Here is a 13263-nt window from a genome sequence, read left to right on the forward strand (position 1 = left end):
GGTTCCTTTGGCAAGCTGCGGGTCAGGTGGCGTGGCGAGCGGGGTGGGCCGTGCCATTCGGTGTTTCGTCGTTCCTCACGCGGATCACATGAGCGGCGCTGGTGTGTTCTTCGCGCCAGAAGCTCAGGTTGGCGTACTGCTGAAACAGATCGGGTGGCAGGATGGTCTGCCGGGACTGCGCGCCGACCTTGGGACGCACCCGATGCAACCCGGCCAGCCCAAGCGCCTGATCGAACTCCGGTGCGTCGTACCGGACATCGTCGAAGTCGTGCTGCGGGTACCAGGGCTCGCCGATGAAGTCGTAGACGAGACGCAGGACCTTGTCTGGTGCTTGCGCAAGCAGGTCGTACTCCACCACTAGAAGGGCGCCGGCATGCTCGCTGTAGAAGGCCTCCTTCAACCCGGCCCAGGCAAAGCCCACCAGTCGGTTGCGCTGGGCGAGCGTGTCCACGCGGCTGTAGACCGTGTTGCGTTCCACGTCGTCGTTGAAAAGCTTGGTGTTCTCGAACGGGTTGGCCCGATACAAACGCTCGATGCTGTCCATCACCCACGCGACGTTGCGCACGCAAGCGATGACCTTGGCTTGTGGAAAGAGACCCAGCACGGCCGGCAGCTTGGCGCACCAGAGGCGGTTGGTATCGAAGACGACCGGCTTGTCGACATGTTCGCTGTAATAGTTGTCGAACAGCCCGCGCAGCAGCCGCTGACGCTGCTCGCGCGATATCACGGGACCGAACTCGCTGCCGGCACTGAATTGCCCCAGCATCGACGTGAACAGCGACCCGACCGGGCTTGTCATGCCGGCATGGAAGCGCGGGTTCTGCTGCAGCAGCGCTGCCAGCAGCGTCGAGCCGGAGCGAGGCAGGCCCGAAATGAAGTGGAAGGTCCGGGGGGGGCTGTTCAAATCGGTTTCCTGTGCGTCGGCGGCCTTGAGTTCATGCGCAACTGTCGGCGCGCTCGTGGTGCGCGGACAGCGCAACATGAATCTGGTTGTATCTGCCTGCACTATTGCGCAAGATGCGGCCGGTGTGGCCAAGCGAAAGCAGCAGGCCGTGTACAAGTACCGATGCAGGAGGATCAATGCAGGACAGTTCCACCGACACCTCCGACAGCATGTCGCCTACGTGGCCCATGGCGACCGTCTGGATCACCGGATTGAGCGGGGCGGGCAAGTCGACGCTGGCGTTGCAGCTGTACCGCGCGTGGCGCAGCGAGGGTCGGCCGGTGCTGGTGCTGGATGGAGACGCCGTGCGCAGCGGGCTGAATCGGGACCTCGGCTTTTCTGCCGAAGACCGGCACGAGAACATCCGCCGCGCGGCCGAAGTAGCGCGCCTGGCCAACGAGGGCGGCGTGTGGGTGATGGCGGCGTTCATTGCTCCGTTGGCGGTCCACCGCAGCCTGGCACGGGAGATCATCGGCAACGACAGGTTCATCGAGGTCTATCTCTCCACCCCTTTCGACGTGTGCGCGGCCCGCGATCCGAAGGGGCTCTACGCGCAGGCCAAGGCCGGGGCGATTGCAAACTTCACCGGTGTGGGCGCCGCGTACGAGCCGCCGGTGAACCCGCACTTGTCGATCGACACGTCGAGGCACACACCGCAGCAGGCCGCCGACCTGGTGCTCGATCTGCTGCTGCGGCGCCTCGAACGCTGATGTTCAGGGTCGCGACGGGAAGATGCCTTCCATCGCAATCACGAAGTTGATGCCGATGTAGGGGTTGCGCATTCCCACCGGCTGGCCGCCGCCCGCAACACCCGACTGCACACCCGCCATCTCGACGGGCCCGTTCAACTGCGTGGACCAGATGTTCGCCGAGCCCGGCCCGCCGCTGGATGCTCCGAGGGCGTTGTTGCTTGCGCTGGGCGTGTTGGCCGGCTCCGTCGCCGTGCCGGCGACCTGCACCGAGGTCGGGTGGTTGTGCATGGGCAGATTGTTGAGCGTGAGCGTCACGTTCTCCGTGCCGGCGAGTGCACCCTGGACGATGTTGGAAAGCCTTGGTCCTTGACCCATGCCAACCGGACTGCGGCCGCGCAGGTCCGGCAGGCCGAAAGTGACTTGCCCGTCCCCGCCGTACATCGTGCCCAGCAGCGCGAACAGCGCCTGGTTCTGGGCGATCGGCACCAACTGTCCCTGGCATTGCGCCCAACCGACCGGCGCGAAATTGAAGCCGACCATGCGGATCTCGCCGATGAATGGTTCACTCATACTCGTCTCCTTGGGGGGTGGGGGAGCGGGCCGGCTGACGGCAGCCTCCCGCGGTGTCTGCCTGCGGGGCAAGCTTGCAGCGTCATGCCGCCGCCGGGGTCTTGAGCCGATGAAACACGGCTTCGAGGCAGGACCGGCCGTCCGGCTCGGGGCGCACCGGCGTCAGCATCAACGCGCACTCGATGCCCTCGGGCCCGCCGACGTGATACAGCGCCTGCGGCAAGGCGACGCCGGGCGGCAACGCGAAAAGCAGCGAAAAACACTCATGGCGTTCATTCATCGGCAGGCGGGTGTCGACCCGTCGCAACTCGGCCTCGACGGCACCGTCGGTGCCCCAGAGAATGCGAAAGGTCTGCCCGGCGGCGCGGGCAAAGCGGTCATGGCCGGGCAAGGTCTGCATACGCGTGTCGCGGGCAGGAAGAGGGGGCTTGCAGCAAGCCCGGGGTGCGACGCATCGACAGATGCACGCCGTTGTTGGCGACGACTTCGAAGCCGAAGCGCTCGTAAAGCCGCCGGGCCGGATTGGCCGGCTCGACATGCAGCCTGCAGGGTTGCGAGCGCTGGTCCGCACGATGTGTCATCCATGCCATCACGGCGCTGCCGATGCCGGCACCTCGTGCCTCGGGAACAAGGCTGATGTCGATCAACGTGAACGCGTCTGGCCGATCGCGCCAGTACACGCGGCCGATGGGCCCCCGCACCTGCAGCAAGAGCCGGAACTGCGCATCGGCATAGTGTTCCTGGTAGTAGCGATGCTGCAGGTGGAACTGAGTGTCGAGAAAGGCGGCGCGTTCCTCGTCAGCCCAGCCGGTGGCGGCTGTTTCGTCCCAGCGCGTGCTGCGGTAGAGCCGGTACAGAAACTCCAGGTCGGTCGCGACGACAGGTCGAGAACTCAAGCCGCAGCCGGGCCCGGCGGATGCCGCGCCGCACTGAAGGAGCGCCAGCGCGTCGGCATGCTCCTCGCTGCGCTCAGCCTCTCCAGGGCGGGGTGCACCGCCCGCCTTGCGTTGGCCGGCGGGTTCGTCGTACGCGGTTGGGTCTGGTGGGTTCACTGTCGCTGCGCGGTGGGTTCTTGCTCGCGGCCATCCTACCCACCGGTCCTGCCGTTGAGGAGGGGAACCGAGGGGAAACCGCGCTGCCACAGTTGACAGGGTGCCTGCCGTCAAGCGGGCACGCTTCCCGTGCCGAGAGCCTCCCCACAGGGGCGGCGTAGAATCCGACCGCCTCATGAACAGGCCGTCTGCCCGTAGCTCAACTGGATAGAGCAGCTGCCTTCTAAGCAGCAGGTCGGGGGTTCGAGTCCCTCCGGGCAGGCCACTCGTTGCGGTCGACTCCGCCGGCCTGTGCCAGCGCGCATTTCTGCGGTGATACGCTAGGCGCGTCCCGGAGCCGAACATGCATACCCACGCGCCTGCGAAATTCCTGGTCCTGATCGAAGCCGCCGGTCCGATGATCGCAAGGCTGTTCGACGCGCGACGAGCGCATCTTTCCGACTTCGATGCCGCGTCGGAGGAGGTGGCGGTGATGACGTCCGGGGTCGTGCCTCAACGTGGCGCCACCGGGCCCGAATGGGGCGCGGCACTCGAAGGCCACAGCGCGGCCGAGCGCGAGGCCGCGCTGGTGTTTGCCCTCGATCCCTGACGCCGCAGGGCGCCGTCAGTGGCGCTTGTACTGCTGGGTACCGAACAGGACCTCGCGCTCCTTGTCGCCGGTCAGCGGCTTGCGCCGGTCGGCCAGCACCTCGACACCCCGCTGGACGGCCGGGCGGGCGGCGATCTCGTCGAACCAGCCCTTGAGGTGCGGGTAGTCGTTCCAGTCGATGCCCTGGTTTTTCCACGAGCGCAGCCACGGGAAGACGGCGATGTCGGCAATGCTGTACTCGGGGCCGCCGATGTACTTGCTCTGCGCCAGGCGCTTGTCCATCACACCGTATAGGCGCCGGGCCTCGTTGGTGTAGCGGTTGATCGCATAGTCGATCTTCTCGGGGGCATACATCCGGAAGTGATGGGCCTGTCCCAGCATCGGGCCGACGCCGCCCATCTGGAACATCAGCCATTGCAGCACCTCGAACTTCTGGCGATCGCTCTTGGGCAGCAGCTTGGCGCACTTCGATGCCAGGTAGAGCAGGATGGCCCCCGACTCGAACAGCGCGACCGGCTTGCCGTCCGGCCCCACCGGGTCGACGATGGCCGGGATCTTGTTGTTCGGGCTGATCGACAGGAACTCGGGCTTGAACTGGTCGCCCGCGCCGATGTCGACCGGGAACACCTTGTAGGGGAGGCCGCATTCCTCCAGCATGATGTGCACTTTGTGCCCGTTGGGGGTGGCCCAGGAATACACTTCGATCATCTGGCTCGCTTCCGTTGACGTGGTTGTCGACGGCCCGAATCTAGCAGCCCGGAGAAAAGCCCGCAGCGCCGAGGCCCACCGGCTGGCGGCACGAACAACGATGCTGAATGCCCTGAAACGTCTTCTCGGGGGGAGCGGCTCCTCGATCGACTGGCCGGCGATCGAGGCCTGGGCACGCAACCTCGACTGTCAAATGCGGCGCGAGCGCGACCCCTTCAAGGTGGTGTTCGACGGCCATTTCGAACCTGCCGAACGCTGGCGCCTGGAATACGGCGCCACGCAGCGCAACTACATCGAGGGCAACGAGTTGCGCATGCGCATGGAGTTGCAGCTGCCGCCTTCCCTGAACGTGTTGCTGCTGTCGCGAACGCTGAAGGAAAAGCTCGAGGCACAGGCCTACGAGCGCTTCACGAAGGCGATGACCACGCAGATCGACATCAATTCGCCCGAGGAAATGCGCTGGCTGGCGATGTATCCCAAGGTCGCGTTGCGTGAGCCCCAAGGCATGCGGTCGCGCTACGGCATGGTGGCCAACGCTCCCAATGCCGCAGCGAGCTGGCTCGAGGGGCGGCTCGGTACTCGCCTGCTGGAGTTCGGCGCCGGCACCGAAGGCGTCCCGTTCGTCCTGATGACCCTGCGCGGCCGGCTCTACCTGAGGCTGGGCACGCCGATGCTGAGCGTGCATCTGCTCGAAGAGGTGTTGAGCCTGTTTCGCTTGGCAGCAACTCGCGCCCGGGAAACTTTGGCGCAGTGGGCCGAGGACGACGACGGCTCCTGGGTCAGCACGACCTCCCATGCGTGGGCGGCCGATTCTCACATCGAGTTGCCGGTCGATCCTGCGCCCGACGAGGGCGGCAAGCGCCGGTAAGACGGCAAAGCAAAAAGGGCCTGCTTCGCCGCAGGCCCTTTTGTCGTTCGATCGCGGCAACCACTACGCCGCGTGCTTGCCCAGCTCCATCTTCGCGATGGCATTGCGGTGCACTTCGTCCGGCCCGTCGGCAAAACGCAGCGTGCGGGCCGCGGCGTAGTAGTGCGCCAGCGGGAAGTCCTGGCACACCCCGCCGCCGCCGTGCACCTGCATGGCCCAGTCGATGACCTGGCAGGCCATGCTCGGCGCCACCACCTTGATCATCGCGATCTCGGCCTTGGCGGTCTTGTTGCCGGCCACGTCCATCATCCAGGCCGCCTTCAGTGTCAGCAAGCGGGCCTGCTCGATCATGCAACGGGCCTCGGCGATGCGTTCCTGCGTGACCGTCTGCGCGGCCACCGGCTTGCCGAACGCCACGCGGGACGAGGCGCGCTTGCACATCAGTTCGAGCGAGCGCTCGGCCAGGCCGATCAAGCGCATGCAGTGGTGGATGCGGCCCGGCCCCAGCCGGCCCTGCGCGATCTCGAAGCCGCGGCCCTCGCCGAGCAGCATGTTGGAAGCCGGCACGCGCACGTTCTCGAACAGCACCTCCATGTGGCCGTGCGGCGCGTCGTCGTAGCCGAACACCTGCAGCGGACGCAGGACCTTGACGCCCGGGGTTTCCGTCGGCACCAGGATCATCGACTGCTGTTGATGCCGCGGCGCGTCGGGGTCGGTCTTGCCCATGAAAATCATGATCTTGCAACGCGGGTCACCGGCACCGGAGGTCCACCACTTGCGGCCATTGATGACGTACTCGTCGCCCTGACGTTCGATGCGGGCGCAGATGTTGGTGGCGTCCGAAGAGGCGACCTCCGGCTCCGTCATCGCGAAGGCGCTGCGGATCTTGCCTTCGAGCAGCGGCTGCAACCACTGCTGCTTGTGCTCGGGCGTGCCGTAGCGCACCAGCACCTCCATGTTGCCGGTGTCGGGGGCCGAGCAGTTGAACACCTCGCTCGACCAAGGCACGCGGCCCATGATCTCGGCCAGCGGCGCGTACTCCTGATTCAGAAGGCCCGCGCCGAGTTCGCTTTCCGGCAGGAACAGGTTCCACAGGCCGGCCGCGCGGGCCTTGGGCTTGAGTTCCTCCAGCAATTGCAAAGGCGTCCAGCGGCGGCCCGCACGGGTGTTCTCTTCGAGCTCCGCCTCGAAACGGCCTTCGTTCGGGTAGATGTGCGTGTCCATGAAGGCGCGCAGGCGTTCCTGCAGGGCCTTGGTTTTCGGGGAGTAGTCGAAGTCCATGAGCGTCTCCGTGAGTGTGGGTGCCTCAAGCCAGCCGGTCAGCACGACGCGGCATCGTGTCTGTCACAGCATCGGGCAATCGTGCTCGCCGCGCTGTCACCTAGGTGCCGCCGTGCCGGCCTTGCGCCCGGGTGTTGCGCTTGCTCAACCCATGCGCTGTGCAAAGCGCCACGCCATCTCGGCGAGCGGCTTTGCGCCCGCCGCAGCCTGCTTTGCCTGGGCGCTCGACGCCGTGCCGTCGACGACGCGCTTGGCGATACCTTGCAGGATGCCGGCCAGGCGGAACAGGTTGTAGGCCAGGTAGAAGTTCCAATCGGCCATCACGGCATCGGGGTCGCCCCGGCCGGTGCGCTGGCAGTAGCGGCGCACATACTCCCGCTCGTCCGGAATGCCGAGTTCCTCGATGTTCAGGCCGCCGATGCCGCGGAACGAGCCCGGCGGGATATGCCAGGCCATGCAGTGATAGCTGAAGTCGCCGAGCGGGTGGCCCAGCGTGGACAGCTCCCAGTCGAGCACCGCCAGCACGCGCGGCTCGGTGGGGTGGAAGATCAGGTTGTCGAGACGGTAGTCACCGTGCACCACCGACACCTGGCTGTCGTCGCGGGCGCTGGCGGGGATGTGCTCCGGCAGCCATTCGATCAGCCGGTCCATCGCCTCGATGGGCTCGGTGATGGAGGCCTGATACTGCTTGGTCCAGCGGCCGATCTGCCGCTCGAAGAAATTGCCCGGCTTGCCGTAATCGGCCAGGCCGCGTGCTGCGAAGTCGACGCTATGCAGTGCCGCGATCACGCGGTTCATCTCGTCGTAGATCGCGCCGCGCTGCTCGCGCGACAGCCCGGGCAGCGACTGGTCCCACAGCACGCGCCCCTCGACGAACTCCATGATGTAGAACGCGCGGCCGATGATGGATTCGTCTTCGCACAGCAGGTGCATCCGCGCCACCGGCACGTCGGTGCCGTGCAGCGCCTGCATCACCTTGAACTCGCGCTCGATCGCGTGGGCCGACGGCAGCAGCTTCGCCACCGGGCCGGGCTTGGCCCGCATCACGTAGCTGCGCTGCGGCGTGGTCAGCTTGTAGGTGGGGTTGGACTGCCCGCCCTTGAACAGCTCGACCGATAGCGGCCCGGCGAAGCCCTCCAGATTCTGTTCGAGATAGGTCGTGAGCGCTTGCACGTCGAACGCGTGCTGCTCGGAGACGGGGCGGGTACCGGTGTAGGCGTCCATTCAGGGCTTCCTATCGTTGCTGTTGCGATGCCGGGCCGCCGCCGGGGAGGGGCGCTACCCCTCGGCGATGGCCATCAGCTTGTCCTTCGACAGCACGACGAGCCGCGTCGGCTCGATGCGCACCGCACCATCGCGCTCGAAGGACTTGAGTTCCTGGTTGACCCGCTGGCGCGACGCGCCGAGCAACTGAGCCAGGTCTTCCTGCGCGAGCTGCAAGCCGATGCGGACCTCCTCGCCCTGCTGCACGCCATAGCTGCGCGCCAGCAGCAGCAGCTGTTTCGCGAGGCGCGCGGCCAGCGGCAGCGTGTTGAGGTCTTCGACGATGTTGAACATCAGCCGCAGGCGCCGGCAGTTCAGCCGCAGCAGCGCCTCGTAGAGCTCGACGTGCTGTTGCAGCAGCTCCTTGAAGTCGGGCTTGCGCACCACCAGCAGTGTGGTTTCTCCGTGCGCATTGGCGTCGTGCGTGCGCGGCAGCCCGTCGAAGAGCGCGATGTCGCCGAACCAGGTGCCGGGCTCGACGTAGGTCAGCGTGATCTGCTTGCCTGACAACGACACCGAACTCACCCGCACCGCCCCCTTGGCCACACCGATCCATTCGTCGGCCGGCTGGCCGCGCGACGACAGCATCGCGCCGTCGGCCACGCGGCGTACCGCGGCTCTCGAGAGGATGGCAGAACGCAGCGCAGGCGAGAGCTTGGAGAACCACGGGCCGGATTCGATCGTGTTGCGTTCGGCGATTGTAAGAATGGGGGTATTCATGTTTTGTCGCTGAAGTGACAGGGCTCGTCTCGTGGCGAGGGGTATTTTCCATCGTTGACCACACCGTACACGACACAGGAGACTCACATGCCACCGACTGCTTCCGCTCTGAACATTCCCAGCCGCCAAGGCAGCGTGAGCGATGCCGAATGGCAGGTGCGGGTCGACCTGGCGGCCGCTTATCGCCTGGTGGCCTGGTTTCGCTGGGACGATCTCGTGTTCACGCACATCACGGCACGCGTGCCGGGCACCGAGGACCAGTTCCTGATCAATCCCTACGGCCTGCTGTTCGACGAGATCACGGCGTCCAGCCTGGTGAAGATCGACCTGCAGGGCAACAAGCTGGACGATACACCGTTCAACGTGAACCCGGCCGGGTTCACGATCCACAGCGCGATCCATGGAGCGCGGCACGACGCGCACTGCGTGCTGCACACGCATACGTTGAACGGCATCGCGGTGTCGGCGCAGAAGCAGGGGGTGCTGCCCTTGTCGCAGCAATCCATCTTCGTGCTGTCGAGCCTGGCCTATCACGACTACGAAGGCGTGGCGCTGCGCGACGAGGAGAAGCCGCGGCTGGTGCAGGACCTGGGTGACCGCAACTTCCTGATGCTGCGCAACCATGGTCTGCTGACGCTGGGGCCGTCGGTGGCCGAGGCATTCCTGTCGATGTACCTGTTCGAGACCGTCTGCACCATCCAGGTCCGCGCGCTCGCGGGCGGCGGCGAACTCATTGCGGTCGACCCGCGCATCATCGAGTCGGCCGGGCAGCAGGCGAAGCAGGTGACGCGGGGCCAGGGCGGCGGCGCGCTGACCTGGCCGGGCCTGCTGCGGCGGCTGGATCGCACGGATCCGAGCTACCGCAACTGAGGCCAGCCTTCAGCTCTTCGGGGAACTGCCTTCGAGACGCAGGTACTGCGCCAGCAGCTTCTCCATCGTCGTGTAACGCTCGCGCTCGTGCAGCCACTGCGTGGGGGCGAGGTTGACCGCCCGCACGACCGAGTCGTCGGCGCCGATGTCGACCACGTTGATGCAAGCCGGCGCCTGCTCCATGCGGCCCAGGAAGCAGCGCTGCCCGGCCAGCAGGTAGGACAGCAGCCCGCGGTTCACGCCGCCATGCAGCACCAGCAGCGCCTGCTGCCAGCCGTCGTCTGCGAGCAGTTCCTGAAACGGCGGCAGGATGCGGTCGAGCATCTCGCCGACCGACTCGCCGCCCAGGAAGCGGGCCGACTCGTCGGCAAAACCCTGGAATGCGCCGAGGAAGGCCTGGCGCATGGCGTCACGCGGGATGTCGGCAAGCCGCCCGGGGCGGATCTCCTGCAGCCGCGGGTCGACCTGCAGTGCGAGCGCCTGCGCCGCCGCGGCGAGCACGCGCTCGGCGGTCTCGACCGTGCGCGGCAGGCCACTGACGACCACGCGGTCGAAGCGCACGCCGGCCACCGCGAACAACTCGCCGGCGGCGTCGGCCTGCTCGCGGCCGAGGTCGTTCAGCGGCACCGTGTCGGGCGGCACCGGCGTGCCGTCGGGCAGAAAGTAGTCGACCGAGCCGTGACGCATCAGGTAGATGCGGCGGCGCTGCGGCCAGCGGGGAGGAGAGGGTTCACCCTGGGCGCTCATGGCGTCCCCCTGAAGCTGCGACGTTCAGCGGTAACGCGCAGGGCGCTTCTCGAAGAAGGCGGTAATGCCTTCGGCAGCATTCGGATGCAGCAGGTTGTCGACAAAGCTGTCACGCTCGGCGTCCAGTTGTTGGGGCAGGCTGCGGCTGGGCCACTGGTTGAGCAGTTCCTTGCTGCTGGCCAGCGCGTTGGGGGCGAGGTCGGCAAGCCGCTGTGCGATGTCCAGAGCTTGCGCCAGCGCCTGCCCTTTGTCTGTCACTCGATTGACAAGACCATGAACGTGCAGCTGCTCAGCCGTCACCGGCTCGCTCAGCCAGATCAGCTGCGTGACCAGCGCACGCGGCAAGGCCTGCATCAGCTGCCAGGTGGCGCCGCCGTCCGGCGACAGGCCGATGCGGTTGTAGGCCAGCGAGAAGCGTGCGTCGCGCGACGCGACGACCAGGTCGCATGCGAGCGCCAGCGAACAGCCGCCGCCCGCGGCGGCGCCTTCGACTGCCGCGATGACGGGTTTCGGGAAAGTGCGGATGGCTTCGATCAGGCGATGGAAGCGGTCGAGCCGCTGTGTCTGCACCTCGGGCCCCAGACGGCTGTTCTCGGACAGCTGCTGCAGGTTGCCCCCGGAACAGAAATTGCCTTCAGCTCCGGTGATGATCACACAGCGCACTTCCTCGGAGGATTCCGCGACACTCAAGGCCTCGACACCGGCCGCGGTGATCTGTTCGGACAATGCGTTGCGCGTGTCGCGGTCGGCCAGGGTGAGGACGAGCGTGCGGTCCTGGCGTTCGGTTCTCAGTTCTGCTGACATGGCGAAATGCGCGTGGCGCGTTGATGGAGCGGGCTTGCGGCATGCAAGTACGCAGTCCGAGAATTGTGCATGAGCGCATGCAGAACGTTGTGGCGCGCCGGCCGCGTGGCCGCCAGGCAGCCTGCCTGAGCATGCTAGAGTCCCAGGATACAAATTGTCACTATAGCGGCATGAAAAGAACGAACTCCCGGCTGACCACTGCTGTCGTCTTGCTGGGCGCGTCGTTCAACGTTCTCGCGCTGGGATTCGGCGGTTTGCGGGAGCCCGCCGTGTTGGGCCGGCCGCTGAACCTGATCGTGCCCATACGCGTCGAGCCGGGCGATGACTTTTCTGCCGCATGCGTCAGCGCCGAGGTCAGCTTCGGCGACCAGCGCTTGCGCGCCTCGGTCGTGCACGCGGCGGTCGAGCCGAACGGCGGCGCGATCCGCGTGACGACCGACGTGCCGGTCGAAGAGCCGGTGGTCACCGTGGCCGTGAAGGCCGGTTGCAGCGCCAGCATGTCGCGTACCTACACGGTGTTCGCCGACCCGCCCGTGGTGCACACGCCCGTGGTGGTGGCTCAAGCGCCGGAGCGCACGACCGCGGCGCCGCCCACACCCACACCGGCACCCAGATCTGCACGCACGCAGCCGACGGTGTCTCCCGCCGCGGAGCCGGCGGCCGAGCGCGCACCTTCGCGCCCGCCTCGGCCGCGCGCCGCAGCACGCCCGCCTGCGCCGGCACCCGAGGCCCGCCGGCCCGCCATGGCCCCGGCGCCGGCATCCGCACCGAAGCGCACCACGCCGCCAGCGCCCCGGCCCACCGCCGAAGCGCCACGCCGCGGGCCTCGGCTGCAACTCGACACGTTCGATGCGGAGCTGAGCACGCCGACGCTGAGGCTGTCGCAGGAGCTGTCGACGCCTCAGGCGCAGACGCCCGCAGAGCGGGAGGCTGCTGCGGCGGCCTGGCAAGCGATGAGCGCTTCGCCGGACGAGCGCATCCGTGACCGCGAGCGGCTGCAGGCGCTCGAACGCAGCCTGCTGGAAATGCGTGCCGAATCGGTGCGCACGCGGGAAAGCCTCGACCGCCTGCAGGCGCAGCTGCGCCGCGCCGAGGAGAACCGCTACGCCAACCCGCTGGTCTACCTGCTGGTGCTGGTCTGCGTGATGCTGGCCGCGGCGCTGGCCTGGGTGCTGCGCCAGCAGTCCGGCCGCCGCACCTGGTGGGCGCCATCGGCGCTGACCAGCGAGAGCCGGCGCGGTGAGCTGGTCCCGGCGCCTGAGCCGGCGCGAGCACGCGCCGTCGCGCCGCCGGCCGAGGCCGAGAACACGTCGCCCGATGCCAAGCTGGCCGTTGCCGCGTCGACCGCGGTGCGCCGGCAGCAGGCGGCCGCCGATGCGGCGGCAGCGGCACAGCTCGCGTCGACGATCGCGCACGAGCGGCCGTTCCGGCCGTCTCAGCCTGGCGAGGAGGTCGGTGGTGCGAACAAGGTATCGGTCGAGGAGCTGATCGACCTGGAGCAGCAGGCCGAGTTTTTCGTCGCGCTCGGGCAGGAGGAGTCGGCCATCGAGCTGCTGCGCAGTCACGTGTCCGGGCATCCCGACGGCAGCCCCTTGCCCTACTTGAAGCTGCTCGAGATCTACCAACGGCGTGGCGAACGACTGGCCTACGACGAGATCCGCGCCGAGTTCAACGAGCGCTTCAATGCCTACGCGCCCGCCTGGGAGGACGCGCCATCGGACGGGCGCTCCCTGGAGGAATACCCCACCGTGATCTCGCGCCTGCAGGCGCTGTGGGAGAACCCTTCGCGTGCGCTCGAGGTGCTGCAGGCCTCGCTGCTGCGCCGGGACGCTTCGTCGCAGACCTTCGATCTGCCGGCTTATCGCGAGCTGCTGATGCTGTACTCGGTGGCACGCGACCGCGTGCACGGCGTACCGGACGCCGATGTCGACGTGCTGCTGCCGCTGGAAGACGACGAAGAGGATTTCCCGCACTCGATGCTGGAGCCGCTGATGGCGACGACGCCGGTGCACCCGTACCGGGGGCCCATCGCGGGGCACGGCGTCGATCTCGAACTCGAGCCGCCGGAGACCGCCCCTCCAGGGGCACCGTCGAGCAGCATCGACTTCGAGCCGATACACCTGGAACTGCCGAGCGACAAGCGGCCTGCCTGAGGT

The 13263-nt window shown here is 67.2% G+C and carries 15 protein-coding genes and 1 tRNA gene; 6 read left to right on the forward strand and 10 right to left on the reverse strand.

Annotation, left to right across the window (positions count from 1 at the left end; translation table 11 throughout):
- Positions 1 to 22 precede the first annotated feature (22 nt).
- Positions 23 to 904 carry a sulfotransferase family protein gene (locus M8A51_RS10700; RefSeq protein ID WP_251778215.1) on the reverse strand — a complete coding sequence of 294 codons (882 nt, stop codon included), beginning with the start codon at positions 902 to 904 and terminating at the stop codon, positions 23 to 25.
- A gap of 176 nt (positions 905 to 1080) precedes the next feature.
- Here M8A51_RS10700 and cysC point away from each other — a divergent pair, with 176 nt between their 5' ends.
- A complete protein-coding gene (cysC, locus tag M8A51_RS10705; protein WP_251778216.1) occupies positions 1081 to 1653 on the forward strand; it encodes an adenylyl-sulfate kinase in 573 nt (190 codons plus the stop codon).
- 3 nt (positions 1654 to 1656) lie between these two features.
- Here cysC and M8A51_RS10710 read toward each other — a convergent pair whose 3' ends face one another.
- The 3 genes from M8A51_RS10710 to M8A51_RS10720 form a co-directional block, all read right to left on the reverse strand.
- Positions 1657 to 2205 (reverse strand): phage tail protein, encoded by a 549-nt coding sequence (locus tag M8A51_RS10710; protein ID WP_251778218.1) that lies wholly within the window; start codon positions 2203 to 2205, stop codon positions 1657 to 1659.
- An 82-nt stretch (positions 2206 to 2287) separates the two neighbouring features.
- Complete coding sequence (locus M8A51_RS10715) at positions 2288 to 2605, reverse strand: DUF6916 family protein (protein WP_251778219.1); 318 nt, start codon at positions 2603 to 2605, stop codon at positions 2288 to 2290.
- Positions 2583 to 3101, reverse strand: a complete 519-nt coding sequence (locus M8A51_RS10720) for a GNAT family N-acetyltransferase (protein WP_251778221.1) — start codon at positions 3099 to 3101, stop codon at positions 2583 to 2585. The genes M8A51_RS10715 and M8A51_RS10720 overlap by 23 nt, the downstream gene beginning before the upstream one ends.
- A gap of 344 nt (positions 3102 to 3445) precedes the next feature.
- Between M8A51_RS10720 and M8A51_RS10725 the strand changes: the two genes are divergently transcribed.
- Both M8A51_RS10725 and M8A51_RS10730 read left to right on the forward strand, forming a co-directional pair.
- Positions 3446 to 3522: transfer RNA gene (locus M8A51_RS10725), tRNA-Arg, on the forward strand.
- A gap of 78 nt (positions 3523 to 3600) precedes the next feature.
- Positions 3601 to 3846, forward strand: a complete 246-nt coding sequence (locus tag M8A51_RS10730) for a hypothetical protein (RefSeq protein ID WP_251778223.1) — start codon at positions 3601 to 3603, stop codon at positions 3844 to 3846.
- A gap of 15 nt (positions 3847 to 3861) precedes the next feature.
- Here M8A51_RS10730 and M8A51_RS10735 read toward each other — a convergent pair whose 3' ends face one another.
- Entirely contained in the window at positions 3862 to 4554 is a 693-nt protein-coding gene (locus M8A51_RS10735) for a glutathione binding-like protein (RefSeq protein WP_251778226.1), read from the reverse strand.
- 100 nt (positions 4555 to 4654) lie between these two features.
- Between M8A51_RS10735 and M8A51_RS10740 the strand changes: the two genes are divergently transcribed.
- On the forward strand, positions 4655 to 5422 hold the full coding sequence (locus M8A51_RS10740) for a hypothetical protein (RefSeq protein ID WP_251778228.1): 768 nt from the start codon (positions 4655 to 4657) through the stop codon (positions 5420 to 5422).
- Positions 5423 to 5485: 63 nt separating this feature from the next.
- On the opposite strand, the gene M8A51_RS10745 is transcribed toward M8A51_RS10740, so the two are convergent.
- From M8A51_RS10745 to M8A51_RS10755, 3 genes are all read right to left on the reverse strand, one after another.
- The gene (locus M8A51_RS10745) at positions 5486 to 6703 is read right to left on the reverse strand and encodes an acyl-CoA dehydrogenase family protein (protein WP_251778230.1); all 1218 of its coding nucleotides are present in this window, start codon (positions 6701 to 6703) and stop codon (positions 5486 to 5488) included.
- Between the two features lie 144 nt (positions 6704 to 6847).
- A complete protein-coding gene (locus M8A51_RS10750) occupies positions 6848 to 7927 on the reverse strand; it encodes a phosphotransferase family protein (RefSeq protein ID WP_251778231.1) in 1080 nt (359 codons plus the stop codon).
- 54 nt (positions 7928 to 7981) lie between these two features.
- Positions 7982 to 8686, reverse strand: coding sequence for a Crp/Fnr family transcriptional regulator (locus tag M8A51_RS10755; protein WP_251778233.1), 705 nt, complete (start codon positions 8684 to 8686; stop codon positions 7982 to 7984).
- A gap of 87 nt (positions 8687 to 8773) precedes the next feature.
- On the opposite strand from M8A51_RS10755, the gene M8A51_RS10760 reads away from it, so the two are divergent.
- Positions 8774 to 9556 (forward strand): class II aldolase/adducin family protein, encoded by a 783-nt coding sequence (locus M8A51_RS10760; protein ID WP_251778235.1) that lies wholly within the window; start codon positions 8774 to 8776, stop codon positions 9554 to 9556.
- A 9-nt stretch (positions 9557 to 9565) separates the two neighbouring features.
- On the opposite strand, the gene M8A51_RS10765 is transcribed toward M8A51_RS10760, so the two are convergent.
- Positions 9566 to 10303, reverse strand: a complete 738-nt coding sequence (locus M8A51_RS10765; protein WP_251778236.1) for a histidine phosphatase family protein — start codon at positions 10301 to 10303, stop codon at positions 9566 to 9568.
- Positions 10304 to 10327: 24 nt separating this feature from the next.
- Positions 10328 to 11107, reverse strand: a complete 780-nt coding sequence (locus M8A51_RS10770) for an oxepin-CoA hydrolase, alternative type (RefSeq protein WP_251778239.1) — start codon at positions 11105 to 11107, stop codon at positions 10328 to 10330.
- A 170-nt stretch (positions 11108 to 11277) separates the two neighbouring features.
- Between M8A51_RS10770 and M8A51_RS10775 the strand changes: the two genes are divergently transcribed.
- The gene (locus M8A51_RS10775) at positions 11278 to 13260 is read left to right on the forward strand and encodes a hypothetical protein (RefSeq protein ID WP_251778240.1); all 1983 of its coding nucleotides are present in this window, start codon (positions 11278 to 11280) and stop codon (positions 13258 to 13260) included.
- Positions 13261 to 13263 lie beyond the last annotated feature (3 nt).

This window comes from Caldimonas mangrovi (assembly GCF_023721835.1).
Classification (GTDB): Bacteria; Pseudomonadota; Gammaproteobacteria; order Burkholderiales; family Burkholderiaceae_C; genus Caldimonas; species Caldimonas mangrovi.